This is a genomic window from Gemmobacter caeruleus (assembly GCF_008271655.1).
Lineage (GTDB): Bacteria > Pseudomonadota > Alphaproteobacteria > Rhodobacterales > Rhodobacteraceae > Gemmobacter > Gemmobacter caeruleus.
Genome location: NZ_VKKX01000005.1, coordinates 1 through 25272 on the forward strand (window position 1 = coordinate 1; position 25272 = coordinate 25272).

Sequence of the window (25272 nt, forward strand, 5' to 3'; positions counted from 1 at the left end):
CGTGAAGTGATGCAGCATGTCCGCCTCAGCAGTCGGCAGATCGAGCAATGCCGCGCGCTGTCGGTCGGTCAGAATGCTGCGTCGTGGCATGGTGGCCTTTCAAAAGAGCGTTGTCCGTATGAGGATCCTTCACCGGACATGTGTTGCAAAGTTTGGTAGGATCAGAAAAACCACACCGCAGAACATAGCGTATAGGTGGTACGATTTGATTCGCACATGAGGCCCTTTATCCGTACATTCAAACATGACCATGACCAAAATTGGCTACGCCCGCTGCTCGACCAACAAACAGGACCTGGCCGCGCAGCGGCAGGCTTTAGGCGGCTTGGGAGTATCGGAGGGCCGCATCTATACCGATCACGGGCTGACAGGCACCAATCGCGCCCGTCCTGGTCTCGACCAAGCCCTGGCTGCCGTGCGGGAAGGCGACGTTCTGGTCGTACCAAAGCTAGATCGGCTCGCCCGATCCGTCCCCGATGCACGCGCCATCGCAGAGCAACTTGAAAAAAAGGGTGTGAAGCTTGCCATCGGTGCATCGGTTTACGATCCGACTGATCCGATGGGCAAAATGTTCTTCAACATTCTGGCCACCTTCGCCGAGTTTGAGGCCGACCTGATCAGAATGCGGACACGGGAAGGTATGGCCATCGCCCGCGCCAAGGGGAAACTCAGAGGAAAGCAGCCTAAACTCTCTGAAAAACAGCAAAAAGAGCTGACGCGCATGCATGCGTCGGGCGACTACTCCATCAGCGACCTTGCCGAGCTCTTCTCCGTTTCAAGGCCGACAGTCTACAGAACCTTGCAGCGTGCAGGACCCAGTATCAGCCCTTAGCGTAGGATTTCGCCCCGTCCGGCAGCAGACCCCTTATACCGGGCGCGACCTTCTCCAGGCGCGCCACGAGAGCGGGGACGAGGACGAACTCGACATAACCGTTCGGCGCGATCGTGAAGAGCCGTTCGGCCTGTGCGGGGTCGAAGGCCTGCTGACCGAGGACCGCGTCGTCGAGCTGGGCGAGTGCCTCGGCGATCAGCGGTGAGAGTTCGAGCGCGATCGGGGTCGGCTGGATGCCATAGCGCTCGCGGACGAACAGCTGATCCTGAAGCATCAGTCTTAGACGCGACAGGGCATTGGACAAGGCGGGCTGTGTCATCCCCAGGCGCTCGGCGGCCCGCGTGACGCTGCGCTCCTCCATCAAGGCGACGAAGATCGGCAACAGGTTCAGGTCGTAGCGCACGCAGTCATCCTGTCATCCGTATATCTGAAATTAGAAATATAAACTTCTAGAATATGTCAACAAGGCCCATCTACCATCCATCGGCGGCGGACGCCGCGAACATGGAGGTTCAGATGAGCAAGGGTAAGGTTCTCGTTGTTGGATCGAACGCGACGCAGATCGGTCTGCGTAGCGGCGGTACCGCGACGGTCGGTCAGTGTCTCAACGAGACGGCGGTCCCCGCGCTGGCTCTGCTCGACGCCGGCTATGATATTGTTCTCGCCACGCCCAATGGTGCCAAGCCCCACATCGACGCCGGCTCCGTGTCGGTTGATCATTTTGGCGGCGATGAGACGGCATTCCAGCGCGCCAAGGACTTTTTTGCGAGCCACCCGGCCATGAACGACGTCCGCACGCTGAAATCGGTCGTCGACGAGGGTCTGGACGGCTTCGTTGGCGTGTTCGTGCCGGGAGGTCACGCGCCCATCGTCGACCTGATGGAGGACCGCGATGCGGGCACGATCCTCCGTCACTTCCATGCGGCGGCCAAGCCGACCGCGCTCCTCTGCCACGGGCCGGTGGTCGTTGTCGCCGCGCTCGACGATGCTCCGGCCTTCCGCAGGGCGCTGGAGGAAGGCGATGACGCCGGGGCGGCCGACCTGGCCCAAGACTGGATCTACGCGGGCTACCGCATGACCGTCTTTTCGGCGAACGAGGAGAAGATCGCCGAGGAGCAAGTGCTGAAGGGCGAGCTCTACTTTGACATGGAAAAGGCGCTGCGGTCGGCCGGTGGCGACGTGTCGGTCACCGACGAGAACTTCGCTTCGAATGTCGTCGTCGACCGGGAGCTGATTACGGGTCAGAATCCGGCATCGGACCGGGCCATGGCCGACGCGTTGATCGAAGCCCTCGATCGCGCCGCTGCATGAGTACCAGGATGACCGGTGGGGCGCTAAGGGTGCGCCCTCTCACGGATATAACCAAGACAAGGAACGGTGCCATGACAGACAACGTGAAGATCGTCGCCGTCCTCACCGCCCGTGCGGATACCGTCGACCGTCTGCGCGCTCTGCTCGACGCCATGCTAAAGCCGAGCCGTGCCGAACCGGGCAATTTGCGCTACGATCTCTGGCAGGACCAGAGCGATCCGAACCGTTTCGTGCTCGACGAGCTGTACGCGGACGCAGATGCGGTCGCCGCCCACCGTGCGACGCCCCACTTCCAGAACTACCTCTCTCAGATCGGCGATCTGGCCGAGCGCGCCGCGTTTGTCCTCAACCCCGTCTCGGCGACCTGAGGATGGTGCCAATGGGCAAGCCTGTAGAGTGGGTGGGTTAGGCACGGCTTGTACAGGCGTTCGACACAGACGAGTTGCGGATGATCGGCCTGTTGGCACCTGCGCTTCGCGTGGTGCCTTACGGACCTAATTCATCCACGCGGCTAACGCTGAGGCGGAGCCGCGATCCAGCGAAAAATCAACAACTGACTTGAAGGAATACAGTTATGACCAAGGGTATCGAAGGCAAGGTCGTTCTCATCACCGGCGGCAGCACCGGCATCGGCGCAGAAACCGCGCGTCTTCTCGCGGAACGCGGCGCGAAGGTGGCCATCGCCGCGCGGCGCAAGGACAGGCTCGACGAGGTCGTCGCGGACATCGCCGCAAACGGCGGCACGGCACGTAGCTACGCGCTCGACGTCACCGACAAGTCGGCGGTCCAGTCCGTCGTTGCCGCAATTGTTGCCGACTTCGGCCGCCTCGACGTGCTGATCAACAACGCCGGGCTAATGCCGATCCGTCCGATGTCCGAGGTCAACACCGACGAGTGGGACCAGATGATCGACGTCAATCTGAAGGGTACGCTCTACGGCATCGCGGCGGCCCTTCCCGGCTTTCTCGAGCAGGGCAGCGGTCACATCATCAACTTGAGCTCGGTTGCGGGCATCAAGGTCTTCGCACCGGGCGGCACGGTCTACTCCGGCACCAAGTTCGCCGTCAGCGCGATCAGCGAGGGCTTGCGCCACGAGGTGGGTGAAAAGGTCCGTGTCACGTCAATCGAGCCTGGAGCTGTCGAAAGCGATTTGAAGTTCACGACGTCTGGCACGGCTGCCGAGACTGTGCTCGACTTCTACAAGCAGGCCATCCCGGCGGCATCGGTGGCGCGTGCTATCGCGTTCGCTGTCGAGCAACCTGATGACGTCGACGTCAACGCGATCGTCATCCGGCCGACCGCACAGCAGTTCTGATTTCAACGAGGAGGCGGGGCCGCGCGTGTTCCGCCTCCTGGGGAACGTTCTGGCCCGCTCGTCTGTTACTTTGCCGAATGATATCTGTCCGTTTAACTTGAGGAGTTATTTATGCCCAAACTTGCCCTGTATGTACCACTGAAGGCCAAGCCCGGAAAAGAGCGCGATGTCGCAGATTTCCTGACCTCGGCATTGCCACTCGTTCAAGCTGAGCCCGGCACTCTGACCTGGTATGTGATCGAGGAAGGTCCCGGTGCTTACGCGATCTTCGATACGTTCGACACAGAGGAGGATCGGCAGACGCATCTTGACGGCAAAGTTGCCGCCGCACTGATGGATAAGGCAGAAGAACTGTTTTCTGAACGGCCGCAGATTCACAAGTTCACCCTGCTGGCCGCGAAATAGCGGAGCGGTCGGCACCCTAGGTGTTCAGTCCCGGCATCTGGTGGATCGGGTCGAGGATGAATCGATCCGGCTCTGATGTCCAGATTTTGCAGATGTATTCGTAGGGCGTGAGACCGCCGAGCGTCTTCAGCCTGCGTGCAAAGTTGTAGGCTGCCAGGAAGTCCGCGAGGTGCGTTCGCAGCTGATCGTGGGTTTCATAGTGGAAGCGTTTCACGGTCGCGTCCTTGATCGTTCTGTTCATTCGCTCGACCTGACCATTGGTCCACGGGTGGTTGGGCTTGGTCAGCCGGTGCTCGATCCCGTTCGCCTCGCAGATCATGTCGAAGCGCATTGGCCGAGAGTAGATGGTGTTCCGGTTCCGGGGCTGCTCGGCGAACTGGATGCCGTTATCAGTAAGAATCGTGTGGACCTGGTAGGGCACGGCTTCGAGCATATGCTGCAGGAACTCCCAGGCCGTCTTTCTGTCAGCAGTTGCAACGAGTTGAGCGACGGCGAACTTGGCGGTCCGGTCGATTCCGACGAACAAGTAGAGCTTGCCCTCGGCGGTCTGCACCTCGGCAATATCGATGTGGAAGAAGCCGATGGGATACCGCTTGAACTTTTGGCGCTTGGGCTTGTCGCCTTCAACATCCGGCAGGCGCGAGATGCCATGTCGCTGCAGGCACCGATGCAGCGCTGACCGCGTCAAATGCGGGATCGACGACTGCAGGGCATAAAGGCAGTCGTCCAGTGGCAGGAGCGTGTGGCGCCGGAACGCGACAACCATCGCTTCCTCGGCCTCGGTCAAAACCGTCGACCGCGGTTCCGTAGGCCCGGTCTTCATATCCTCGACCGTCGCCCGCTTGCGCCACTTCGCGACCGTCTTGGGGTTGATGCCCAGTTCCCGGCTCAACTGCGCGAGCGAAGCTTGCGATCGCTGTATTGCTGCTCTGACGGCGTGCGTGGTCGTGGCGCTCCCGTGACGAACCTGTCCCATAGTGCTTCCTTCCATTCCTTCGAAAGGATCGCACCATTAAACCGTGGGATCAAACACCTAACAAATTGTCAGTAAATGCCCAAGCGATCCGTAGGGGGGGAATCTACAATGACAGGATATTGTTTGCATCAAGCGGGAAACAATATGCCGCACTGACTTCATCAACATTCCAACATGGGGAGTAAATACACATGAGACTGTTTTCATCTGGCCGCAGGCTGGCATCTGCTATCGGTATCAGCTGCATGACTTTCGCCTGGGCGGGCCTCGTGCATGCTCAAGATGCCAACTGGCCGACAAAGCCGATCGAACTCGTGGTTCTGAACGCGCCGGGTGGCGCTTCTGATGTCTTTGCGCGCAGCCTCGCCGCTGCTGCACAAGACGTGTTCAGTCAGCCTGTCGTCGTCGTGAACAAACCTGGTGGCGGTGGAGCCACGCAGATGGCGGCCATCCGCGCCGCTGCGCCAGATGGCCATACCATCGGCGTATCCGTCATGACCCATTTCACCGCGATGCAAACCAATCTGGCGGGCACCTTCGCGCCGGACGATTTCTCCTGGATCGCTATGCTTCAGGAAGATTCCTACCTGCTCTAGGTGGCAGAAGACTCGCCCTACAAGACATTTGCAGATGTGGTTGATGCCTACGCGGGCAAGGACACGCAGATTTCAATCGGTGGCTTTGGTCCGATCGGGTCGGCCGCGAACATTGCGTCACATCTCGTGTTTGAATCGGCCGGCATCAAGCAGAACTGGGTCAGTTTTGATGCCTCGTCTGAAACCGTGACAAATGTTCTGGGCGGACATGTCGAGATCGGCGCCGGCAATCCCAATGCCGTGCTAGAATTCGTTGCGGCTGGTCGTCTTCGTGTTCTGGGTATTCTTTCGGCGGAACGGTCAGCCTCGCTGCCCGACGTTCCAACATTTGCCGAACTCGGTTATAATGCAAACACCAACTGGGCGAATGTGCGCGGGATCTTTGGCCCCAAGGATATGCCTGCAGATATCCAGCAAAAGATTGCCGATGGCATGTTCGAGGCGATGCAGAAGCCCGAGTTCCAGGCTTTTCAGACCGCAGCAGGGATCAAGGGTCTGACCGTCGGACCGGCTGAATACGCAGCCTTCGTCGAAAATGTTGTGGAAGTTGCGCGGGTCGGGCTAGAGGCGGTGGGCATTTCGCAATAGGTTTCCCACATAAAGACAAGGTGCCCACGCAATTCTGCGTGGGCGTTTTCCTTTCAGAATCCGTGCAGGCGGTCCGCCCATTGCCAGCCGATCATAAGCCCTTTGATCCGGGGCAGCAGCAGCAGACTGCCCACCAGAACAACGACACTGATCGACAGCGCCGTCGCCATCGGACCAAGGGCGGTGTAAACAATCATGAAATGCAGCATAAAGCCTGCAATGTGGCACATCAGCAGGATGGTAAAATAGGCCGGGCCGTCATCTGCCTTTTGCGCGGCAAAGCTCTGTCCGCAGGCCTCGCAGGCGGGGGCCACTTTCAGATAGCTGGTAAACAGCCTACCATCGCCGCATTTGGGGCAGCGATGACGCAAGCCGTTCCTCATGGCGGGTTTTCTCTGGCGCAGATCGTTACTCATGGCAGCCTCCTGAATTGACTGCATGATATCACATAAATGAATCCGATCAATATGCAGACATGCGGCAAATCAACTCAGCTTTTCCGTTACCACCTGTGCAATGACCCGCCCGTTTGAAGCCAGGGTGATGCTGTGCCTGTCAGGCTTAGCGCGATCTGTGTGGACCGCGGCTGTCACGCGCTCTCCGGCGTCAACATTGCCCAGAAAAACGATCTTGCGTCGCGTGAGCATTCGGGTCGCCGCCTCGGGGTACAGCGCCCATTCCGCCCTGTCAGCCAGCGCCGGATAATTCGCGCAATACAGCAACCCGGCCGCGTTGAATTCTGTGGTGGGGCATGGGGTGACATCCGTTTGCAGGGTGTCACCAGCAGACCCTGCTCCGCGATAAAGCTGTGCCGCTTCTTCGGCAAAGCCATCATCAGCACCCGCCTCCATCATCGGCAGGTCTAGCTTACCCACTGGCTGTGCCCGCCGGATATGGGCATTTCCACCCACACCATGGCGCACAAAAGCCGTGATCAGAGTGACCTCGGCAAAGTCCTCACCGCCGATATCCAGGCTGTGAAACGAGATCAGCCGGGTTGCCGACAGCCGCCGCAAGCGCGAGGCGATTGTCAGCAGTGCGCCGGGCCTTGCCAGCTCGGGCTGCGCAATCCGTTCTGAAATCGCACAGAACGCCGCATAGACCGGCGCGCCTGTCGCGTCGTGAAACACCGCTGCCTGCTGCCCCATCGCATCTGCGATCTGCCGCCAATGCACATCGCCCAGATGTCGCAGCAACCAGCCCTCGGACAGCCCGCGCCAGCCGCATTCCGCCATCCCCAACCGGCGCTGCCCAATCGTGTCACAGCGCTCAATCCGCTCATGCTTCATTCCGCAGCCTGTGTTCTGACGCTGGCCTGCGCCGCGATCTGCTCCGCAAGATAGCGCGCATCGTCATCAATCCCCAGAAACCGCCCCGACCCCCAGGTGTTCAGCCACCCCAGGCCGATGAAATAAACACCCGGCGCTTGTGTAACCCCGCGGCGATAGACGGGGCGGCCCTGTGCATCGAAGCAGTCCGCCTCCAGCCAGCCATAGTCCGGCCGGAAGCCAATGGCCCAGATGACCGAGGTGATTCCGAGTGCCGCGCAATCAATTTCTGTCACCTCTGCCTCTGGTCGCCACACCTTTTCAAACGGGGGCTCCGCCGGGGCATCAATCGCCTTCGCTGAAATCCAGGCGTCGATCTGATCACGGATGCCGCAATAGCTGCGGTCGGCATCATCAAGGTTCTTTTCCAGATCCGGCAGGAACTGCAACCGCGTCCCCTCTGCCCCCGCCATTGACCCGTATAGGTGCACGCCCTCCAGCGCAAAACGCCGCAGGTCAATCTCTTTGCCGCCATCCCGGCCCGACATGTAATGGTTGGTCTGGGTCAGAGCCTTGACCGGGTCGGGGTGTTTGTCGATGGTGATCGCGTAATGCCCCATATTATTCAGCCAGTCGGTCGCATCGCGGCCCCTGTATTTGCGCGGGCTGCGCGGTGCGGGACCCACCGCCAGATGCACGTCGCGCCCGGTACGGTGAAAATCCTCCATGATCTGCACGCCCGATTGCCCGGTGCCCACGATCAGCGTGCCGCCCTCCGGCAATTGAGACGGGCGGCGGTAATCGACCGAATGCATCTGCACCACCTCTGGCGCGATCGCGCTGGCATAGGGGGGCACGATGGGCTGGTCATAGCCCCCCGTCGCCACCACCACCTGCCCACAGGTCCAGACCCCCGCCGTCGTCTCGACCCGGTAGCCGGCATTTGCCAAAGGCGTCACCCGTGTCACCGACACCCCTTCGCGCAGCGGCGGATCAAAGCTGGCGCTGAACCCATCCAGATAGTCGACGATTTCATCGCGCAGCATAAAGCCATCAGGGTCATCGCCCTGATACGGGAACCCCGGCAGGCGGCATTGCCAGTTCGGCGTTACAAGACAGAAACTGTCCCAGCGGTTCTCCCGCCACGAGTGAAACCGCCTGTGTCGCTCAAAGATGATGTGATCGATCCCGTCCCGGGTCAGATACCAGCTGACGGAAAGTCCGGCCTGGCCGCCACCGATGATGACGACAGGGATATGCGGAACGGCTGTGTCATGGACAGACATGGGCAGGACTTTCATTGAAGTGACAGGCAGATGACGGGGGCGTCATCCGCAGAATACCGGCGGGCATTGGCCTCGATCCGAGCCAGCTGATCCATCGCGCTGGAACAGGCAAAGCCATATTTGGCCGCCACCCTGTCCGAGGCTTCGATCAGCCCGGCGCGAACTCGGGCCAGAAAATCATCAAGCGGGTAGCTTTGCCCCGCGCTCAGATGCTGGTGAATGATGGTCGAGGGCGAATAGCAGCGCTCCTCCACCCCGTCCGGCCAGCGGATGTGAAAAATCACCTCAGGCATGATGCACCTCCCGCACCGGCTGGCTCGGTCCCAGCGCCAGATAAGGGCGCTGCTGCCAGTCCCAGAACGTCGCCCGCGCGTCTCCCTGCACCAGATCAATTGCCGATCCCGCTGTCGCGCGGCCGATCACCGCCGCTGCCAGCCCACGGTCGGCAAAGCGGGCGCAGACCTCTTTCGCATCTGACAGATGCACCGACAGCAAAAAGCCAAAGCTGGGAAAGGCCCGCATCCAGCGCGCCATATCCACACCGGGCGGCATCGGCAGCCGGTCCAGATCAATTTCGAACCCGCAGCCCGAGCATTCGCCCAGCATCAGACTGGTGCCGGCAATCCCGCCCTGACTTATATCCTTGCCCGCCCGTACCAACCCCGACTCGGCGAGTTCCGGCAGCAAGGCGAGATCACCGCGCAACCGGCTTGCCGGCGCATCGGCGGCAGCAAACCAGTTGTCAAACCGGGGCCGCCACGCGCCGCGCAGGTCCACCGCCGCAATCAGCATGTCATCCGGCCGCGCGGCAAAGCTGGAGATCAGCGCCCGCGCCCGCCCGGTCACCGCCACTGACAGATTCAGCGATGGCGCGCGCAAGTTGGTGTGCCCGCCGACAATCGGCACGCCATAAGCCTTTGACGCTGCAAACAACCCTTCCAGCACCGGGGCCGCGCTGGCCGCATCGGGGGCCCAGATCATATCGGTGATCGCGGTCGCCTGCCCGCCCATGGCGGCAATATCCGACAGATTCACCATCACCCCGCACCAGCCCGCAAACCATGGATCATCGGTGACAAACGCCGGAATAAACGCCTCGGCGGCAAAAAGATCCCAGCCGCCTTCGGGCCGGGGTAGGGCTGCGGCATCATCGCCGGGCTGGCCGGTGCTGTTCCCGCTCAGCCCCAGAGCGCGGGTCGCCCCGGCAATATCCAGTTTGCCCAGAATCGAGGGATGCGCCGCCAGTTCAGCAGCAATCGCAGCAACGGTCATGCGCTGCCCTCCACCGGGCCAGGGGCGCTGATCCGCCATCCGGCAGCGGGATCGTCAATCGGCACATAGTGGGTCAGGCTGGCCAGCATATGCGCATGCGGAAGGCCATGCAGATCCATCTCCGCCTCGACCACCCAATGCAAGCGGCGGAACAGCACGACATTCTGCCGCTGCACATGAGCGTGAAATTCCACCGCCCCACGCGCCCGCGCCGTGCCGACCGCCAGCCGGATCAGTTCGGACCCCAGCTTTCCCACCCTTCGCCATTCCGGTGCCACCGCCAGCCGCGACCCCCACCAGACACCGGGTGTCGGCTCGTGTATCCGCACCGTACCGACCACAATCGGCCCACCGGTCGCATTCTCGGCGATGGCAACAAGCGGCAGGGCAATATCGTCAATCGCGTCGCGGTCATGGCCCGCAAAAACACCCTGCTCCTGCACGAACACCCGTTCGCGCAAGTCACGCGCCCCTGCCTGCATCCACGGCTCCGCCGCAGCGCAGATGCGATAGCTTTGCAGAAAACCGGACTGAGGCGTCAGATGTGTCATGCCACCCTCAACTTTTCATAGGTGGACAGGGCTGAGCACGCGCCGCACTTGCCGCAACCCGCCTTGATATCGCTGGCCTGCATCCCGCCTGTCACCGTCATCTGCGACAGGGGTTGCAGTATCGAGGCCATAAAGGCTGAGGTCGGTGCCGGGTGGCTTTCCAGCGGCGTGCCCGAAATCGGCACAAAGGGCACGACAAACGGGTAAACTCCCATCGCCACCAGCTTTTCTGACATCGCCAGAATGACCTCTGCCGTGTCGCCCAGACCGGCGAGGATGTAGGTCGAGACTTGCCCGCGCCCGAACACTTTTACCGCCGCCTCAAAGCTGCTGAAGTATTTCTCCAACGGGACGCTCGCCTTGCCCGGCATGATCCGCGCCCGCACCTCTGGCGTCACCGCCTCCAAATGCATCCCCAGCGTATCGACCCCTGCATCAAACATGCGCTGATGCCAGATGTCATCCTCGGGTGGTTCGCATTGCGCCTGTATCGGCAAATCCACCGCCGCCTTGATCGCGCGGGCAGAGTCGGCCAGCACCTGCGCCCCGCGGTCAGACCCCTTTGGCGTGCCGGTGGTCAGCACCATATGGCGCACGCCATCCAACTCCACCGCCGCTTTCGCCACCTCGGCCAGCTGCGTGGGCGTTTTGTGGGCAATCGTGCGCCCCGCCGCCAGACTTTGCCCGATGGAACAGAACTGACAGGTTTTCTTGCGGGACTCGTAACGGATGCAGGTTTGCAGCACCGTGGTCGCCAGCACGTCGCGGCCATGCAGCACTGCAATCTTGGAATAGGGGATGCCATCCGCCGTGGTCAGATCATAGAACCGGGGCCGCCCGGGAAAACGGATGCGCCCGACCTCGGCCCCGTCACGCAAGACGCGTGCCTCACCTTTGGTTCCGTCCGGCGCGTCAATCACATAGGGGCTCTGGAACGCGGGCGCGGTATGGACCGGCACCATCACCGTCTGCCCCGCCAGCGTCACCGCCTTGTGGTCTGACGGCCCCGCGCCACCCCGGCGGCTTTCATGCCCGGCCGAAGGGTCCACCAGCCGCGCGCCTTTGGTTTGCAACTCGTTGATCAGATCCGCGTCAAGCATCTGTCGGCTCCTCGATGTCCATCGGTTCATTGGCCAATTCGCCACGGGGAAGGGCAGGGCGGGTGTCGTGCAGCAGCCGCAACAACTCAGGCCGCGCGTAGTGCCCCACGCTGTCCATCATCCGCTTGCGTTTGGTGATCAGTTTCATATCCAGATCGGCGATCAGAATACCCTCACCGCTGGTCAGAGGCGGCACCGCATGCCGCCCCTCGGGCGTGATGATGCAGGTCATGCAACCATCGCGCAGCCCCTTTTGCAGCTTTGGGTCCGGGTGGATGCTGGCGATCTGTTCCTCGCTCAGCCAGCCGGTCGCGTTCACCACAAAGCACCCGGCCTCCAGCGCGTGATGCCGCATCGTCACCTCGATCTGCTCGCCAAAGATCGGCCCTACAAGGCTGCCCGGAAAATGCGCCGCGTGAATTTCCTCGTGCTGCGCCATCAGCGCATAGCGTGCGAGGGGGTTGTAATGTTCCCAGCAGGCCAGCGCGCCCACCCGCCCCACGGCGGTCTCGACCACCTTCAACCCGGCGCCATCGCCTTGGCCCCAGACCATGCGCTCGTGATAGGTTGGCGTGATCTTGCGCCGCTTCAGCGCCAGCGTGCCATCGGCGTCAAAGATCAGCTGCGTGTTGTAAAGCGAGCCATGGTCCCGCTCATTCACCCCCAGCACGACCACTACGCCACGCTTGCGCGCCGCTTCGGCCACGGCGCGAGTTTCGGCCGAGGGCACCACCACCGCCTCCTCATACAGTCGCAGATGCTCCGGCCCCTGTTGCGCCGGGGGCAGCACAAAGCTGAAATAGGGGTAATAGGGCACAAAGGTTTCGGGAAAGACGATAAACTCCGCCCCCTTGCCTGCAGCATCGGCAATCGCGTTCAGCACCTTTTCCATGGTGCCCGCACGCGAGGTCAGGTCCGGTGCGATCTGCACCGCAGCAGCGCGGATGACGGGTTTGGGGCGCATGTTCTTCTCCTTCGGGCAAAGGACCCGCCCAGCGGGGTGGGCCGCACGGGCTCACACCGTCCAGGTGTCGATGATCACGGCATTGGCTTTCTTGTGCAGCAACACACAGTCCAGGACGTCCTGCGGCATGATCGGCGTGATGCCGGGGATCAGCGACGGCTCGCCCGCGCCATACAGTGCCTGCAGCGCGAACCGGCAGGCATAGACCTTACCGCCCTCTGCCATGAACCGCTCCAGATTCTTGTTGAAATTCTGGTGGCCCGGAAATGCCTCATCGCCGATCTTGGGGAAACCGCGCTGCACACCCAGCAGAACGCCGGGGCCATAGAGCAGGATTGAGGTATCGTAACCCTTTTTGTTTAGGCGGATGGCGTTCAGAATGTTGACCAGCCCGATCGAGCCCTCGAATGCCATGGTGTGAAAGGTGACCAACGCCTTGTCTCCCGGCTCGGCCTTCACATCCTCGAACACCTTGTTTTCATAATCTACGAAGAAATCGCCCGGCTTGTGGGCCTCTGTGGTGACTGTTGGCATCTGCCGCTCCTGTTCTCGGTTGGGATGAGATCAGGATGCATCGCAAATTGATGCGATCAATATATGAATCATTTATACATACAATAAAACAACAATTTGCAAAAAATGCCGCTCTAGTGGGCGAAAAATTATCAAAAGAAGTGAAACATAGGCAGTCTACAATCATTGTCGGCTGCGGAAGTCAGAATCGACTTGCCAATCGGCGCGCGCCGTTGGATGCATACAAATACAGTCAATGCACAGAGACACGGAGCGGATGATGAAAAACTGGATGCCTGTTTTCGAATCCAACGGCAAACCCCGCTATTTGGAGATTGCGGATTCAATTCAGCGCGACACCGACAGCGGCTTGCTTGTAGCGGGTGACCGTCTGCCTCCACAACGGCGGCTGGCCGAGGTTCTTGGCCTGGATTTCACCACCATCAGCCGTGCTTATACCGAGGCGCAGTCCCGCGGGTTGGTAGAAAGTCATGTCGGCAGGGGAACCTTTGTCCGTGCTCGGCCAGAGGTCACTGGCCCGGCTGCTGACCCGCGGCGTGCGCGTGAACAGGATCTGTCGATGAATCTGCCACCGGAGCCAGACGATCCGGCCCTGTTGGCGGCCATGCGTGCTGGTCTTGACCATGTGGGGGCCAATCTTGTCGCTCTCCTGCGGTATCAATCAACCGTCGGATCTGAAATAGATCGCGCGGCCGCGTTGTCGTGGTTATCGATGCGCGGAATGGTGCCCAATCTGGACCGGATTGCCGTCACCCCGGGGGCTCATGCCACAATGGTGGCCGTGCTGAGCATACTGGCCTCTCCGGGCGATACAATTCTGTGCGAGGCCGTGACGTATCCCGGGTTGCGGTCCGTTGTGGCGCGGGCCGGGATGAACCTGATCGGCCTGCCGGTGGACGCATCCGGCATTTTGCCGGATGCGCTGGCAGACGCGATCCAGAGACACAGGCCAAAGGCGCTGTATCTGAACCCGACCTTGCACAATCCGACCACACTTACGATCCCGGCAGCACGACGGATGGAAATTGCAGATGTTCTTGTGCGCCACAATCTGCCGTTGATCGAGGATGATGCTTACGGCTTCATTCTGCCCAATGCGCCCCCGCCGTTTGCCACGCTCGCCCCGGTTCAGACATGGCACATCGGGGGTCTTGCAAAATGTATCGGCGCCGGCCTGCGGCTGGCGTTCACAATTGCACCTGACAGTCGGTCTTCCTATCAGCTGGCCCAGACCCTGCGCGTCACCAACGTGATGGCATCACCCTTGTCGATGGCGCTTGTGACCAGATGGATCGAAGACGGCACCGCCGATCGCATCTGCCGGTTTATCCGCGCAGAAAGCGCGGCCCGGCAAGACATTGCCGCAACCCTGCTGCGTGGCTTTGAGTTCGACGCCCAAAAGCATGCGTTCAACATTTGGCTGAAACTGCCGTCAGGTGTCGGTCGCGCGGAACTGATGGGGCGGATGAACGGGCATGGCATGGGTCTGATGCCATCTGATGCGTTCACTGTTCTAGGCCCACCGGATGAGCACGTCCGCATTTGTCTTGGCGGGTCAATCAGCCGGGTAGGGCTTAACAATGGCCTGGCCTTCCTTGCCAACAGCCTGAACGGCGAAACTTGGCTTGGTTAGGTGTTCAGCGAGCGTTGAAAATTCGACCAGCACGCAAAACCCTGATCGGGCAGTTGCCGGGGCCAAAAGGCAATTCATCGCAGCCGACCCTTCGCCACATTGTACTTACCTCGAAATCTCCCTGGCCCTCACTGCGCGACCGTGAACAGCGAGAGTGGCAGTGAACTTTTCGCAACCGAACTGCCGGACGACGTCAAGGACGCGAGCGTCATAGGCCGCCTGACCGATGCGCCGACGGAGCTCGGACGCGTGAAACTCCCTGTTCCTGCTTGGCGCAGCTTGAACCAGACGGTGCAGTTCCCGTTCCACTGGATCATGTTCGCTCTGAGTCCTCTCGCCCTTAGTCGGAACAGGTGCTGCACGTGATGACGTCCGCCACTGCCGCATGAAGCCCAGAAGAAACCCTGCTGGCACTGCCGCATTTCCGCGCGCCCGGTTGAAAGCCATGAATCGCTCCCAAATGATCTGCGTGTCGACGTTCCAGCAGGCGAGCGAGGTTTTCACGGCTTTGATCAGGTCCGCCCATGGCGTGTGGTAGACATTGGCTCCTGCATCAATCTCGATCGTCCCTGCAAAGATAGTTTTGTTCTTAGAGTCTCTAGATAGTGATGTGTCGTCTGAGGTTGACACGCCATCTGTCGGCGCTCCGGCTTCCTCTTGCCCCCTGAAGCGGAATAGCCACGGCGCGAACTTACCGTTCGGCTTCCACCGGACCAGCGCCAATCCTGACGCAGCAAGCTCGACCAGAAGCGCCGTCAGATGTTGCCGCGAAACCCCCATCTTCTCGGCAAGATGCGCCAGCGTGAAGGCGGCCGTTCCGCGCTCCAGCCCGTTGTAACCGTCCTTCCAAGCGACACCGTCGAGGATGATCGTTGCGAGCTTATGCGCCGCAGTGGAGAGCGGCGTTTCGGTGATGCGCCGCAGAATGGCGCCGGTCGTGAGTTCCATGATGTGTCGTTCCGTCTTTGGGCGACACCAGACCGTTGAGCGTACAAAATTTCGTTCCGGCAAAAGTATTTGCGGGTTGAACGGGTCCAAAGCTCGCGCTAAATTCCCAGTACCACGAGGAAATCAGTGCGGCGTCGGGCCTATGGTCTGGCGTCGTTTCTGTATTTAGGTGTCGGTCTTTCGTTCAACGTGGGTCATGGCCGTGGGTCAGGTTCTCAGTAGTGAACCTCTTCGTGTCCGTAGCTGCCTTCATAGTCGCGCCATTCGACGAAGACGGACCGATGCCAATAGTTGTGACAGTCTGCCGGTACAGCGAGATCTGAGGCAGTAGGAACCGCCGAGACGCTGCTCCGGCGGCGGCTGTATTCGCCTTGATCGCCGTAGCTGCCCATGTAGACACTGCCCCAACTGTTACAGTCGCCATCAGAGCTGCGTCGCTGCTGATAGGTGATCTCGAACACACGGATCGAGCGGACGAAGTCAAACGCCGGATCGGAGATGTCGACATCTGCCTGAGCGTCGACAGGGATCAGTCCGGCAGAGCCTTGGGGGAGCGACAAGGCTGTCGAAGGCAAATCACTCCGGAATGCAATATCGAATAGACGCTCAAGCGACATTTGCTGGCCCCGGAAACTTGCCCGCATCGGACAGTTCCATATCTGCAGCGGTGGCTCGATTGGCCATGGCGTGATGCGGCGAATGAAGACCGCCCTCGCGTGAGCGCATTCGGCAGAAGCAGGCCAGCCCCCTGCGAGGCAAAGAAGGATCGCGCAGTCGACAGGGTAGGCCGCTGCGGGAGTGATGGTTGCGGTTGAGAGACCGACACCCAGGAGGAGGGCAGGGAGGAGAGGTTTCACGGGAGGTCCTTCTGAGCTGGTGGGGAGTTGAGGAAAATCGAATGAGCCTCGGTTGCCCTATGGGCTTCCGACAGGGCGCGATTGCGCTCGGTATCGAGACAGGCGATGTGGGTGCTGACGGCCGCAAAATAGGCCTCGAACTCGGCCGCAATCTCAGTTCGGTACTCGGCGAGAACCGCCTGGGGAAGGTCGGTAACCGGCACTTCGGGCGACAGGCAGCGAATCACCTCTGGTTGTGCGAGAGCTGCGGAGTTCACAAACGTGGCCACGACAATCGAGGCCAGATTCAGCTCTCGTCTGCGCATCTGAAGTGCTAATCCGGCCGATTGAACCGATCCGTGAACCCGCAAAAATGCCAATATTTCTTGGTCTTTTCTCAACGTCTGCGTCTCATTACGTGGCTCCATTTTCTCGAGGACCGACCGGTGCAGCTGCCTTCATGACACGCCGTCCGGTTCAACCGCAGGTTCGGGCATACGCCCTTCTTCTATCGTGTTTGTCATTTTTATATTGAATACGCCATACTTTCTGTTAGGCATCGCCTCACCAAGAAATCTGCGATACAACGTTCCCAACAGATGATCCGAGGGGACCCAATGAATACCAAACGGCGCGCATTGCCTGTCTTGCTGGAACGCGATTTCCGCAAACTGGCCGCAACCCAAGGAGCGACTGTTGAAATCGAGTGTGTCAGTGCGCCAAACCCCGACGAGCGGTTTTCGGGGGAATGGCTGTTCTACGTCGTCAGTCCTGCGGGCGAGCGCTTCCTGCTGGTCACGGCTCTGGCGCGCGAACGCATCGTCAACTCGCCGATCGGCATGTTCGGTCTCGCCTTTGGCAAGCTCAACCTCGACCGTCTCGACGTGCCTGCTGTCGCTGGCGCTGTCTGCACTGGCATGCGGAGCCTCCCAGGCGGAAGTGATCCGCTGGAATGAGCCGGAAGGGCAGGGCGGAGAGATTCAGCTCGCCGCGCTTGATACATCCGTGCTGCGCTATGACGAGCAGGGACAGCTGATTGTCCCAGTCCGCCCTGAACAGGTTGACGAAGAGACCCCGGAAGGGGAGGGGGCTGAGCCCGCCGCCGACGTGTCTTACAGCACCAAGGGCGTTTCAGCCCCAAGGGACGTCCTGCCGTCGATCCGGTTGATTGCCACCCGGTATCAGGACCATCCGGCCCTGGCGCGGCTGGAGCTTTCGCCCGCGGAGTGGGCAGCCTTCTTCCAGGCGATGATCAAGGTCGAAAGCAATTACACCCAAGGGGCTGTTAGCCATGCGGGGGCCCTTGGTCTTGCGCAGCTGATGCCCGGAACTGCGACCTATCTCGGCGTCGATCCTGCGGACCCAATCGAGAACCTCGACGGCGGCGCGCGCTATCTTCTGGAACAGATGGCAACCTTCGGCAGCCTCGAGCTTGCTCTTGCCGCCTACAACGCCGGGCCTGAAGCCGTGCGCCAGTACGATGGCGTGCCACCCTACGCCGAGACCCAATCCCACATCGTCAAGGTGATGGCGGTTTATGACCGCATCCTCACCGAGCTCTGAACCTAGAAGGACAAACCCCTCATGCGTAACGAACACGTGGCTCTTTTGGGCCTGACCCTTTGCACCCTTTTTCTGGCGCAATCTGAGCCTGCATTGGCGCAGGTGGTCTTCACCAAAGCCGAAACGGTCGCGACCGGCGTTCTGGCCTCGTTCCGCGGCACCCTCGCGACGGCCTTCTTCGGCATCGCCTTTGTGGTGACAGGGTTCCTTGCCGCCTTCAACCGGATCTCCTGGGCTTGGGTTGCATTGGTCGTAGTCGGCGCCTTCCTTGTCTTCGCCGGCCCCGCCATCGTCGCAAACCTGCGCTCGTCCTTCAGCTAAGGCGAGATCACAAAGATGGAGAAAAGCGCGGTCATCCTCGGGCTCTCGCGGCAAGCCAAGTTTCTTGGCCTGCCGATGCCCTATGCCATGGCAGTGGGGGCGATGACCGTGCTGCCCTTTATCCTCTTCAAGCCGGTTTGGTGGTTTCTGACGGCCCCAATCTGGTACGGGCTCGCGCGCTTTGCGACGAAGGTTAACCCGAACGGGCATCACGTCTTCGCGGTCATGATGCTGGTGACGCCGATGGCCATCCTTCGGAAAGGGCGGCGTCATGTTTCTTGAGAGAGAGGGGGTGCGGGGCAGGGCGCGTGCGCTGATCCCGGCCGACCCGAAGATCTATGCGCATCTGCCTTATGTCATCGAGCTTGATGACGAGGTGGTGCGCACCCGCGACAACGGCTTGATGCTTTCCCTCGAAGTGATTGGCATCGACGGGGTCACCTCGGGCGGCGCGGCGATTACCGCGCTACGGGCCGGGTTCGCCCATCTTCTCGACAACCTCGATGAGCGGTTCACCTTCTATCTGCACCGTATGATGCGCCCGGCCCAAGCCCAGCTGAAACCCATTCACGGTCAGAGCTTCGCTGCCGATATTGACCGGGCCTGGGATGGCGAGTTGCAGCGTCGAAATCTGCAGGAATCCGTGCTGATCCTGACGGTCGTGCGACGGCAGGTTGCGCCGTTGGCCGTGCCGCTCTTTGGCAAAGCAGCCGCAAAAGTCTGGGGCGAGGATACCGACCGTCGCTTGGAAGAATTGCGCGAAGTGGTCTCGATCCTTGAGACCGGTCTTGGCGTCAAATCCCACCGCCTCAAGATCAGCGATGGCAGCCTGATCGGTTTCTACGCCTCGCTTTTGACTGGTGAGTTGCGCAGCAAACCGCGCAGCCCCTTCGGCATCATCGCCGAGGATGCCAGCGATGCCGCCATCCGCTTCGGCAAAGGCCAGTTCACAGTGGAGGCGGGGGCTGACACGCCCGGCGTTGGCGCCGTTCTCTATGTCAAATCCTATGCCAATTCGACCTGGCCCGGCATGCTGGATGCATTGGGCGCGTCCCGCGACACCATCATCACCCACAGCTACACGCCGATCGAGCGCGGCAGCATTACCGAGCGGGTGAAACGCCGGGTAGCCCAAATGCGGGCATCCGAAGACATTGCTGCAACGATTGAGGCGCAGCTTTTCGAGGCTGCCGACAAGTCCGAAAGCGGCGAGCTTGGCTTTGGCATCCATCAGATGACTATCACGGCCTTCGCCGAGGATCAGACGGCACTCGACACCGAGGTCGCCCGCATACGCGGCATTGCCCATCAAAACGGCATGCGGCTCGTCCGCGAGGTCACCGCCCTCGAGGCAGCCTTCTTCGCCATGCATCCCGGGAATATGGATTACCGGGCGCGGGACATGACGGTCTCGTCCCTGAACTTCGCCGATATGGCCGCCCTCCATGCAGCAGACACCGGGACGGAAGCCGCGTGCCTGCCATGGCAAACCCCGCTCACGCTGTTCCAGACGCTGCAAGGCTCGCTGCACCGGTTCAGCTTTCATGAACCCGGCGATCCGACAGCGGAACCGACCAACGGCCACACGCTGGTCCTGGGCAAGTCTGGTGGCGGCAAGACCACCACCGTCGCCTTCCTCGCGGCCCAGGCCCAAAGGGCAGGGGGCCGAACGATCATCTTTGACAAGGAAGCCGGGCTCAAAATGGCTGTGCGCGCCCTTGGTGGGCGTTACGCAGAAATCCGCGCCGGCAGGCCCACCGGGTTGAACCCGCTTGCCACGGAATCCGGCGAACGTGGTGAGGCGTGGTTTCTGGATTGGCTGGTGGCACTTCTGGAATCCCGCAGCGGGCCGATGACACCGCTGCAGTCCGAAGCGCTCAAATCGGCGATTTCCCAAAACGGCAAAGCCCGCGAAGGGCTGCGGAATTTCCGCGCGTTTCAGGAGCTCTTCGGCGATGTAGGCGACGGCCTCGATCTGGCACAGCGGATCAGCGAATGGGGGCCCGAGGGTCGTTATGGCTGGGTTTTCGGTGAGGCCGAGGAGCCGGTGGTGGATTTCACCAGCCATGATGTCACGGCTGTAGATCTGACGGAAATCCTCGATCTCGGCACAGAGCGCACTGCGATCCTTGGCTATCTCTTCCGCCGCATCGAGATGCTGATCGAGGAAAAGCGCCCGACGCTGATTCTGATCGATGAGGCCTGGAAGGTGCTCGATGACGAGTACTTCGCCAAGAAGCTCGCCGAATGGTTGGTCACGGCCCGCAAGAAGAACGTCGTTGTCGTGATGATGACCCAGTTCCCAAGCCAGATCCGAGGATCGAAAGCCCGTTCAATCCTGGAAGCCCTGCCAAACCAGCTCCTGTTCCCGAACGGCGAAGCCGCAAGCGCGGACTATGACGGGTTCCGGCTGACCGATGGCGAGTTGGACTTTGTTCTGAGCCCGATCCCGGGCCAGCGGATGGTCCTGTCGCGGACGCCGCGCAGCTCGACCGTGCTGAACGTCGATCTTAAAGCCCTGGGGCCGCTCTTGACCGCGCTTGGCGGCGGTCAGGCCGGCCTGAATGCCTTCGGCGCTGACTATGCCACGCGGCCCGAATTCTGGAAGGAATGATTGTCCAATGAAATCAATATATTACATAACCTTTATTATCGGACTCGGATGTTCGGGACTTGCGGGCTGCACCGGTGTGCCGATTGCCAAGACCAATTGCTGGGCCACCGCTGGTTCTACTGTGACCACTTCCACCATGGGTGCAAGCCCGGATGCGGGCCTCGTCTCTCGCGGCAACACTTCGGGTCTTGATGTCATTCCCTGCGAATAAACCTCTTGGCATGATCGGGGCATTGGCCTTGGGCGCGGCGGTCATGCCTTGGCCTGCGACGGCGCAAGGCGTGCCGATTGTCGACCCGAAGTCCATCATCCAGCACGGACTGGAAATCGCTCAGATGTCCTATCTGACCGGCGGTCGCGAGCTTGAGGCCGACAAGAAGCGGCGCATCGACGAATTGCACCAGGACCAACTCGATGCGCTGGATGCGACGTTGGCGATGATGACGGGTCAGACACCGTGGATCGGCGATCTCGAAGTGATCCCCGGGGCTGAGGCGGAAGTCCACTATGCGGTTGAGGACAACAACCCTTATGCCGCCCGGCTTTTCGGCGATGCCAAGACCAGCATCGAAGAGATGATCGTCGCCACCGCGCAAAAATACGCAGGCCACCCTGGACTTGCACGCGCCGGGTTGAACCCGGTCGAGTTCCGCATTTGGTTCCAGAGCCTTGTCAAACAAGAGTCTGGGTTTTCCATTGGGGCACGCAGCCCAGTTGGCGCCTTTGGTCTGACACAGGTCATGCCCGACACCGCCAAGGATCTTGGCATCTTCCCCGCCTACTATGACGACCCGATGCTGCAGCTTGACGGTGGTGCGCGTTATTTCCTGACGCAGCTTAACACCTTCGGTTCCGTTCCGCTGGCCCTCGCCGCCTATAACGCCGGTCCGGGCAATGTCACCAAGTATGGCGGCATTCCCCCTTTTGAAGAGACGCAGAATTACGTCGTCCGCATCACCGGGTTCTTCAACGCCTATGCCGGCAAGATAGTCGGCGTGGATCAAGTCGGCACTTTCGATCCGCGGGACATGGCGATTGCCGAGGCCAGCAACACGGCTGACGCTGGCTTGCACTACGGGATGGCCGCCTCTCTCGAGATCGAGGCCTCACTGAAGCGGCTGCGCGCCATCATCGAGCGCATCCCAACGACCAGATCGACCAAAGAGGCCCTCGACCTCAACAGCTATGCCCGTGCCGAAGCCGTCCGCATCGGGCTGATGGTCGAGCGGGTCAAGGCAGCGCGCGTCAAGGTCGATCAGGCCCGCTACGCCCTCTGGCTGCAAGCCTATGCCATCGACGCAACATTCATCAAAGTGAAGGGTGGTTCCGAATGATCCGCAATCTTGTCCGGGGTCTTGGCCCTTTTCTGATCTCTGCCGGCTTGTTTTCTGCGGCCCCTGCCCTCGCGCAGGGCGTCCCGACGGTTGACCTGACCAGCATCGCCAAGATCGGCGAAGTGCTGACCGAGGCCAAGCTACAGGTGAAGGAGATGATCGCGTCGAACCTCAAACTCGATGACCAGATCCTGAAGCAGATCGAACAGATCGCCACTCTGAAGGCCCAGCTTGACGCCTTGCGCAACGGGCTGACCCTGGAAGCCTTAGGTATTCCAGACCCGGATACCTTCTTTGACGACATCCTGCCCGATGTCGCCGATCTGACCGGCGGGCTGATCTCGGCGAAAGATGGCAAGTATTCCCTGATGACGACCTCGGGCAAGGTCGGCGATAAGCCTGCCGCCCAGTATGTCTCGGAATTCTTCGCTTCGGCCGGGCTCGATGTGGCCACGGTCGACACGCTCGCGAACAGCGAAGACGAAGGGGCGGCCCGGATTGGCACGCAAGCCAACACCGCCGCCTTCTTGTCGGCCGCGGCAGAAACCTCCTCGGTCAAGGCATCCGAAAGCCTCGAGCGGGTCCATGAGCTCGTGCAGGAAATCCCGGACACCGAGGGGCTGAAAGAGGCCATCGACCTCAATACCCGCGTGACGGCGGAACTGTCGATCGCGCTCGCCAATATCTGGAATATGGAATCTGCCCAGCTGATGGGCATGGGCGAGGCCGGCGTCATGGACGCCGCCACCGCCGCCGAAGAGCAGAAGTTCATCAAAGTCCTTGGGGGAGAATGAGCATGGCCATTGATTTCAAAACGCGGATGGTGGGTGGCGCTCTTGGGCTGATTGCGGTTTTCTCGGCCGCAGCTTGGGCCGAAACCCAAGCCCCGACAGACCTTGCCCAGGAAAACGCCTATCTCGACGTTTTGCCCAAAGTCGAGATCCCTGAAAATGTGGAGCCAATCCCGGGAGCAGTGAACGAAGAATTCCGGAACTGCCGGGCATTGTGGCCTGCTGAATATGAGCTATCGCAGAAGGGCCCTGAAGCCCGCGCTTATCGGGATATCTACGGGTTCATCAAAGTCAGGAATGTGGTTCAAACTCAGGACTGCTCTTGTGGCGGGAAGGTCGCGAACTGGGAAGCTGTTGAAGCCCTGGCCGCCGACTTGCGGAACGCGAAGGCCGTCGAGCGCTTGACCTGGCAGCAAACGCTCGAAGTCTTTGAAGCATCGAATGCCCTGTTCCCGATCGCAGAGACCATGTGCGGGGGCAGCTTCTGATGGACAGCGTCTCGACCATACTGGCGACGCTGGACTCGGCGATCACCGCCGCTGGTCGGCAGTACTTCGAGGCAACAGCGGGGGCGATTGGGCCGCTCTACACCAGCCTGTTGACCCTGCTCCTCGTCATGGTCGGGATCAACGCGGCTTTGAATGTCTACCGGATCTCGATGCGCGATGCGGTTCAACTTTCGTTTCGGATTGTGATGGTCCTGATGTTTGGGTTGACTTGGTCAAACTTCACCCAGATCTATGAAGCCGCCAGCAACGGCTTAAGCGCGCTTGCGCTGGAGTATTTCCGCTTGGGCGGCAGTGGTGTCGGGTCCTCTGCCACGGCGGCGATGGATGACATGGCGAATATGATGGCAGGGAACGTGGATTCCGTGTCTTCGGCAATGTCGTCCATCATGCGCGGTTTCGTTGCAGCGGTTCTTTATGTGGTCTTGGGCGTCCTCATGGCGGTCTATGTATTCATTGTTGGCTTCTCGAAGCTGATGATCGCTTTCCTTCTCGGGGTTGCCCCGATCGCCATCGGCGCCACGATCTTCGAGAAGACCAAGGGAATATTCGAGGCCTGGCTTTCAGCCATGATCGGTTATCTGATGTATCCGGTCGCCTCTGCCGGCGTTATTGTCGCCGTGGTGACGGTTGCCCATGACGTCTTCCGAAACGCGGATGCAGTTACCGACCTCGGCTCGATCCTCGGCTTCTTCGTCATCGTCTTCGTCGGGATATTTGCCTTGATGGCGATCCCGAATGCCGTGACCCACATCACCGGCCAGATCAGCCTCGCGAGCATCGCACCGCAGGCTCTGCGGGTTGCGGGCAAGCCCTTGGAAAAGGCCTCCGACTATTCGGCGCGCCGAATGAACGAGGTGCGATCGGGATTCATGCACGGCAAGACCGAACACCACCATTTGCGCGATCAGGCGCGGTCAGATGCCGAGCGCGGCCAAGCCGCAAGGGCGCGTTTGGGTCAATTTATCCGCGACAGTTGACGCTGACGAACTGGCCCACACCGCACAACTGCCAACCGCGCAAATCCCCATTTCCGGAGCAAGACAATGACAGGTTCACCCCCTGAATTGAGAAGTTTTCTCGAAGCCGAGATGTTCTACGGCGTCAAAAAGCGCGAACGCATCGCCTATGCCTTGGCCGGCGGCGGGCTGGCCATCGGCCTCATGGGCATGATCTCGGTCGTCACAGTGCTCCCGCTGAAGCAAACCGAAGCCTTCCTCGCCATCGTCGACAAGGACACCGGCGTCGCCGAACGCGTGGTCGCGGTCGAGAAGGCCGGGATCGAACAGGCTGAAGCTATCCGGCAAAGCCTGCTCTTTGCCTATGTCACCGACCGCGAAACCTATGACCAGCACGACAATGAAAGCCGCATTCTGCGCGCCTACACTTGGTCCGAAGGCAATGCCCGCCAAGGGCTTGTCAGCCTCTGGACAGAAGGCAACGCCAACTATCCACCCAAGCTTTACGGCCAGAACTCGAAAGTGGTCATCGACATTCTGTCGATCACCCCAGTGACCGACACAACCGCCCAGGTCCGTTTCACCAAGACCTGGGTTTCCGATGGCGAAGGCGTGCCTGACAGGATCGGCAAGTTCACCGCCACCGTCACCTATCGCTTCGAGCCCTCCAAACAGACCGCGCTCGATCTCGTTTGGCAGAACCCCACCGGGTTTTTGGTGACGGACTACCGCATCACAGCAGAAACTTTGGCCCCCACGGAGGAATGAC

General features: G+C 60.7%; 30 protein-coding genes and 1 pseudogene. 17 read left to right on the plus strand and 14 right to left on the minus strand.

Annotated elements, in window-relative coordinates; translation table 11 throughout:
• Positions 1-244: 244 nt before the first annotated feature.
• Positions 245-832: a recombinase family protein gene (locus FOA17_RS01250; protein WP_149139698.1), complete on the plus strand. Its 588-nt coding sequence runs from the start codon at positions 245-247 to the stop codon at positions 830-832.
• On the opposite strand, the gene FOA17_RS01255 is transcribed toward FOA17_RS01250, so the two are convergent.
• Positions 822-1235 carry a LysR family transcriptional regulator gene (locus tag FOA17_RS01255; RefSeq protein WP_203232243.1) on the minus strand — a complete coding sequence of 138 codons (414 nt, stop codon included), beginning with the start codon at positions 1233-1235 and terminating at the stop codon, positions 822-824. The genes FOA17_RS01250 and FOA17_RS01255 overlap by 11 nt on opposite strands.
• 113 nt (positions 1236-1348) lie before the next feature.
• Between FOA17_RS01255 and FOA17_RS01260 the strand changes: the two genes are divergently transcribed.
• From FOA17_RS01260 to FOA17_RS01275, 4 genes are all read left to right on the plus strand, one after another.
• Positions 1349-2143, plus strand: a complete 795-nt coding sequence (locus tag FOA17_RS01260; protein WP_149139699.1) for a type 1 glutamine amidotransferase domain-containing protein — start codon at positions 1349-1351, stop codon at positions 2141-2143.
• 71 nt (positions 2144-2214) lie between these two features.
• Positions 2215-2511: a putative quinol monooxygenase gene (locus FOA17_RS01265; protein WP_149139700.1), complete on the plus strand. Its 297-nt coding sequence runs from the start codon at positions 2215-2217 to the stop codon at positions 2509-2511.
• A gap of 206 nt (positions 2512-2717) precedes the next feature.
• Positions 2718-3458, plus strand: coding sequence for an SDR family oxidoreductase (locus tag FOA17_RS01270; RefSeq protein WP_149139701.1), 741 nt, complete (start codon positions 2718-2720; stop codon positions 3456-3458).
• A gap of 111 nt (positions 3459-3569) precedes the next feature.
• Complete coding sequence (locus FOA17_RS01275) at positions 3570-3863, plus strand: putative quinol monooxygenase (protein ID WP_149139702.1); 294 nt, start codon at positions 3570-3572, stop codon at positions 3861-3863.
• A 16-nt stretch (positions 3864-3879) separates the two neighbouring features.
• On the opposite strand, the gene FOA17_RS01280 is transcribed toward FOA17_RS01275, so the two are convergent.
• Positions 3880-4839 carry an IS481 family transposase gene (locus FOA17_RS01280; protein ID WP_149139703.1) on the minus strand — a complete coding sequence of 320 codons (960 nt, stop codon included), beginning with the start codon at positions 4837-4839 and terminating at the stop codon, positions 3880-3882.
• Between the two features lie 245 nt (positions 4840-5084).
• Between FOA17_RS01280 and FOA17_RS20000 the strand changes: the two are divergent.
• Positions 5085-6023: pseudogene (locus FOA17_RS20000) on the plus strand (tripartite tricarboxylate transporter substrate binding protein).
• A gap of 53 nt (positions 6024-6076) precedes the next feature.
• On the opposite strand, the gene FOA17_RS01295 reads toward FOA17_RS20000, so the two are convergent.
• The 9 genes from FOA17_RS01295 to FOA17_RS01335 form a co-directional block, all read right to left on the minus strand.
• Positions 6077-6439: a DUF983 domain-containing protein gene (locus tag FOA17_RS01295; RefSeq protein ID WP_149139706.1), complete on the minus strand. Its 363-nt coding sequence runs from the start codon at positions 6437-6439 to the stop codon at positions 6077-6079.
• Positions 6440-6508: 69 nt separating this feature from the next.
• Positions 6509-7312, minus strand: a complete 804-nt coding sequence (locus tag FOA17_RS01300; RefSeq protein ID WP_149139707.1) for a Pnap_2097 family protein — start codon at positions 7310-7312, stop codon at positions 6509-6511.
• Positions 7309-8592, minus strand: a complete 1284-nt coding sequence (locus tag FOA17_RS01305) for an MSMEG_0569 family flavin-dependent oxidoreductase (protein ID WP_338029090.1) — start codon at positions 8590-8592, stop codon at positions 7309-7311. The genes FOA17_RS01300 and FOA17_RS01305 overlap by 4 nt, the downstream gene beginning before the upstream one ends.
• On the minus strand, positions 8589-8870 hold the full coding sequence (locus FOA17_RS01310) for an MSMEG_0570 family nitrogen starvation response protein (protein ID WP_149139709.1): 282 nt from the start codon (positions 8868-8870) through the stop codon (positions 8589-8591). The genes FOA17_RS01305 and FOA17_RS01310 overlap by 4 nt, the downstream gene beginning before the upstream one ends.
• On the minus strand, positions 8863-9849 hold the full coding sequence (locus FOA17_RS01315; protein WP_149139710.1) for a sll0787 family AIR synthase-like protein: 987 nt from the start codon (positions 9847-9849) through the stop codon (positions 8863-8865). Before FOA17_RS01315 ends, FOA17_RS01310 begins: the two co-directional genes overlap by 8 nt.
• Positions 9846-10400, minus strand: coding sequence for an MSMEG_0567/Sll0786 family nitrogen starvation N-acetyltransferase (locus FOA17_RS01320; protein WP_149139711.1), 555 nt, complete (start codon positions 10398-10400; stop codon positions 9846-9848). The genes FOA17_RS01315 and FOA17_RS01320 overlap by 4 nt, the downstream gene beginning before the upstream one ends.
• Positions 10397-11500, minus strand: coding sequence for an MSMEG_0568 family radical SAM protein (locus tag FOA17_RS01325; protein WP_149139712.1), 1104 nt, complete (start codon positions 11498-11500; stop codon positions 10397-10399). The genes FOA17_RS01320 and FOA17_RS01325 overlap by 4 nt, the downstream gene beginning before the upstream one ends.
• Positions 11493-12464 (minus strand): Nit6803 family nitrilase, encoded by a 972-nt coding sequence (locus FOA17_RS01330; RefSeq protein ID WP_149139713.1) that lies wholly within the window; start codon positions 12462-12464, stop codon positions 11493-11495. Before FOA17_RS01330 ends, FOA17_RS01325 begins: the two co-directional genes overlap by 8 nt.
• A 51-nt stretch (positions 12465-12515) precedes the next feature.
• Positions 12516-12998: an MSMEG_0572/Sll0783 family nitrogen starvation response protein gene (locus FOA17_RS01335; RefSeq protein ID WP_149139714.1), complete on the minus strand. Its 483-nt coding sequence runs from the start codon at positions 12996-12998 to the stop codon at positions 12516-12518.
• Positions 12999-13257: 259 nt separating this feature from the next.
• Between FOA17_RS01335 and FOA17_RS01340 the strand changes: the two genes are divergently transcribed.
• Positions 13258-14631 (plus strand): aminotransferase-like domain-containing protein, encoded by a 1374-nt coding sequence (locus FOA17_RS01340; protein ID WP_149139715.1) that lies wholly within the window; start codon positions 13258-13260, stop codon positions 14629-14631.
• A gap of 105 nt (positions 14632-14736) precedes the next feature.
• On the opposite strand, the gene FOA17_RS01345 is transcribed toward FOA17_RS01340, so the two are convergent.
• The 3 genes from FOA17_RS01345 to FOA17_RS01355 all read right to left on the minus strand — a co-directional run bounded on the left by FOA17_RS01345 (position 14737) and on the right by FOA17_RS01355 (position 16843).
• Positions 14737-15579, minus strand: a complete 843-nt coding sequence (locus FOA17_RS01345) for a hypothetical protein (protein ID WP_149139716.1) — start codon at positions 15577-15579, stop codon at positions 14737-14739.
• Positions 15580-15794: 215 nt separating this feature from the next.
• The gene (locus FOA17_RS01350) at positions 15795-16196 is read right to left on the minus strand and encodes a PH domain-containing protein (protein WP_338029091.1); all 402 of its coding nucleotides are present in this window, start codon (positions 16194-16196) and stop codon (positions 15795-15797) included.
• Between the two features lie 236 nt (positions 16197-16432).
• Entirely contained in the window at positions 16433-16843 is a 411-nt protein-coding gene (locus tag FOA17_RS01355; protein WP_149139718.1) for a hypothetical protein, read from the minus strand.
• Positions 16844-17032: 189 nt separating this feature from the next.
• Here FOA17_RS01355 and FOA17_RS01360 point away from each other — a divergent pair, with 189 nt between their 5' ends.
• From FOA17_RS01360 to FOA17_RS01405, 10 genes are all read left to right on the plus strand, one after another.
• A complete protein-coding gene (locus tag FOA17_RS01360; RefSeq protein ID WP_149139719.1) occupies positions 17033-17371 on the plus strand; it encodes a hypothetical protein in 339 nt (112 codons plus the stop codon).
• Entirely contained in the window at positions 17355-17978 is a 624-nt protein-coding gene (locus tag FOA17_RS01365) for a lytic transglycosylase domain-containing protein (RefSeq protein ID WP_238991684.1), read from the plus strand. Before FOA17_RS01360 ends, FOA17_RS01365 begins: the two co-directional genes overlap by 17 nt.
• Before the next feature lie 21 nt (positions 17979-17999).
• Positions 18000-18299, plus strand: coding sequence for a TrbC/VirB2 family protein (locus FOA17_RS01370; protein ID WP_050521812.1), 300 nt, complete (start codon positions 18000-18002; stop codon positions 18297-18299).
• A 15-nt stretch (positions 18300-18314) separates the two neighbouring features.
• Positions 18315-18581, plus strand: coding sequence for a VirB3 family type IV secretion system protein (locus FOA17_RS01375; protein ID WP_149139720.1), 267 nt, complete (start codon positions 18315-18317; stop codon positions 18579-18581).
• Positions 18571-20913, plus strand: coding sequence for a VirB4 family type IV secretion/conjugal transfer ATPase (locus FOA17_RS01380; RefSeq protein ID WP_149139721.1), 2343 nt, complete (start codon positions 18571-18573; stop codon positions 20911-20913). Before FOA17_RS01375 ends, FOA17_RS01380 begins: the two co-directional genes overlap by 11 nt.
• 221 nt (positions 20914-21134) lie before the next feature.
• Positions 21135-22247: a lytic transglycosylase domain-containing protein gene (locus tag FOA17_RS01385; protein WP_162528141.1), complete on the plus strand. Its 1113-nt coding sequence runs from the start codon at positions 21135-21137 to the stop codon at positions 22245-22247.
• Entirely contained in the window at positions 22244-23041 is a 798-nt protein-coding gene (locus FOA17_RS01390) for a type IV secretion system protein (RefSeq protein ID WP_149139723.1), read from the plus strand. The genes FOA17_RS01385 and FOA17_RS01390 overlap by 4 nt, the downstream gene beginning before the upstream one ends.
• A 2-nt stretch (positions 23042-23043) precedes the next feature.
• Positions 23044-23526 carry a hypothetical protein gene (locus FOA17_RS01395; protein WP_149139724.1) on the plus strand — a complete coding sequence of 161 codons (483 nt, stop codon included), beginning with the start codon at positions 23044-23046 and terminating at the stop codon, positions 23524-23526.
• Positions 23526-24524: a TrbL/VirB6 family protein gene (locus FOA17_RS01400; protein ID WP_149139725.1), complete on the plus strand. Its 999-nt coding sequence runs from the start codon at positions 23526-23528 to the stop codon at positions 24522-24524. The genes FOA17_RS01395 and FOA17_RS01400 overlap by 1 nt, the downstream gene beginning before the upstream one ends.
• Positions 24525-24590: 66 nt before the next feature.
• The gene (locus tag FOA17_RS01405) at positions 24591-25271 is read left to right on the plus strand and encodes a VirB8 family type IV secretion system protein (RefSeq protein ID WP_149139726.1); all 681 of its coding nucleotides are present in this window, start codon (positions 24591-24593) and stop codon (positions 25269-25271) included.
• The last annotated feature ends 1 nt before the right edge of the window (position 25272 follow it).

What these genes read in the sequence shown, in the direction of transcription:
- FOA17_RS01250 (WP_149139698.1), top strand. Translation starts at nt 245, where the DNA reads ATGACCATGACCAAAATTGGCTACGCCCGCTGCTCGACCAACAAACAG.
- FOA17_RS01260 (WP_149139699.1), top strand. Translation starts at nt 1,349, where the DNA reads ATGAGCAAGGGTAAGGTTCTCGTTGTTGGATCGAACGCGACGCAGATC.
- FOA17_RS01265 (WP_149139700.1), top strand. Translation starts at nt 2,215, where the DNA reads ATGACAGACAACGTGAAGATCGTCGCCGTCCTCACCGCCCGTGCGGAT.
- FOA17_RS01270 (WP_149139701.1), top strand. Translation starts at nt 2,718, where the DNA reads ATGACCAAGGGTATCGAAGGCAAGGTCGTTCTCATCACCGGCGGCAGC.
- FOA17_RS01275 (WP_149139702.1), top strand. Translation starts at nt 3,570, where the DNA reads ATGCCCAAACTTGCCCTGTATGTACCACTGAAGGCCAAGCCCGGAAAA.
- FOA17_RS01280 (WP_149139703.1), bottom strand. Translation starts at nt 4,839, where the DNA reads ATGGGACAGGTTCGTCACGGGAGCGCCACGACCACGCACGCCGTCAGA.
- FOA17_RS01295 (WP_149139706.1), bottom strand. Translation starts at nt 6,439, where the DNA reads ATGAGTAACGATCTGCGCCAGAGAAAACCCGCCATGAGGAACGGCTTG.
- FOA17_RS01300 (WP_149139707.1), bottom strand. Translation starts at nt 7,312, where the DNA reads ATGAAGCATGAGCGGATTGAGCGCTGTGACACGATTGGGCAGCGCCGG.
- FOA17_RS01305 (WP_338029090.1), bottom strand. Translation starts at nt 8,592, where the DNA reads ATGAAAGTCCTGCCCATGTCTGTCCATGACACAGCCGTTCCGCATATC.
- FOA17_RS01310 (WP_149139709.1), bottom strand. Translation starts at nt 8,870, where the DNA reads ATGCCTGAGGTGATTTTTCACATCCGCTGGCCGGACGGGGTGGAGGAG.
- FOA17_RS01315 (WP_149139710.1), bottom strand. Translation starts at nt 9,849, where the DNA reads ATGACCGTTGCTGCGATTGCTGCTGAACTGGCGGCGCATCCCTCGATT.
- FOA17_RS01320 (WP_149139711.1), bottom strand. Translation starts at nt 10,400, where the DNA reads ATGACACATCTGACGCCTCAGTCCGGTTTTCTGCAAAGCTATCGCATC.
- FOA17_RS01325 (WP_149139712.1), bottom strand. Translation starts at nt 11,500, where the DNA reads ATGCTTGACGCGGATCTGATCAACGAGTTGCAAACCAAAGGCGCGCGG.
- FOA17_RS01330 (WP_149139713.1), bottom strand. Translation starts at nt 12,464, where the DNA reads ATGCGCCCCAAACCCGTCATCCGCGCTGCTGCGGTGCAGATCGCACCG.
- FOA17_RS01335 (WP_149139714.1), bottom strand. Translation starts at nt 12,998, where the DNA reads ATGCCAACAGTCACCACAGAGGCCCACAAGCCGGGCGATTTCTTCGTA.
- FOA17_RS01340 (WP_149139715.1), top strand. Translation starts at nt 13,258, where the DNA reads ATGAAAAACTGGATGCCTGTTTTCGAATCCAACGGCAAACCCCGCTAT.
- FOA17_RS01345 (WP_149139716.1), bottom strand. Translation starts at nt 15,579, where the DNA reads ATGGAACTCACGACCGGCGCCATTCTGCGGCGCATCACCGAAACGCCG.
- FOA17_RS01350 (WP_338029091.1), bottom strand. Translation starts at nt 16,196, where the DNA reads ATGTCGCTTGAGCGTCTATTCGATATTGCATTCCGGAGTGATTTGCCT.
- FOA17_RS01355 (WP_149139718.1), bottom strand. Translation starts at nt 16,843, where the DNA reads ATGGAGCCACGTAATGAGACGCAGACGTTGAGAAAAGACCAAGAAATA.
- FOA17_RS01360 (WP_149139719.1), top strand. Translation starts at nt 17,033, where the DNA reads ATGAATACCAAACGGCGCGCATTGCCTGTCTTGCTGGAACGCGATTTC.
- FOA17_RS01370 (WP_050521812.1), top strand. Translation starts at nt 18,000, where the DNA reads ATGCGTAACGAACACGTGGCTCTTTTGGGCCTGACCCTTTGCACCCTT.
- FOA17_RS01375 (WP_149139720.1), top strand. Translation starts at nt 18,315, where the DNA reads ATGGAGAAAAGCGCGGTCATCCTCGGGCTCTCGCGGCAAGCCAAGTTT.
- FOA17_RS01380 (WP_149139721.1), top strand. Translation starts at nt 18,571, where the DNA reads ATGTTTCTTGAGAGAGAGGGGGTGCGGGGCAGGGCGCGTGCGCTGATC.
- FOA17_RS01385 (WP_162528141.1), top strand. Translation starts at nt 21,135, where the DNA reads ATGATCGGGGCATTGGCCTTGGGCGCGGCGGTCATGCCTTGGCCTGCG.
- FOA17_RS01390 (WP_149139723.1), top strand. Translation starts at nt 22,244, where the DNA reads ATGATCCGCAATCTTGTCCGGGGTCTTGGCCCTTTTCTGATCTCTGCC.
- FOA17_RS01395 (WP_149139724.1), top strand. Translation starts at nt 23,044, where the DNA reads ATGGCCATTGATTTCAAAACGCGGATGGTGGGTGGCGCTCTTGGGCTG.
- FOA17_RS01400 (WP_149139725.1), top strand. Translation starts at nt 23,526, where the DNA reads ATGGACAGCGTCTCGACCATACTGGCGACGCTGGACTCGGCGATCACC.
- FOA17_RS01405 (WP_149139726.1), top strand. Translation starts at nt 24,591, where the DNA reads ATGACAGGTTCACCCCCTGAATTGAGAAGTTTTCTCGAAGCCGAGATG.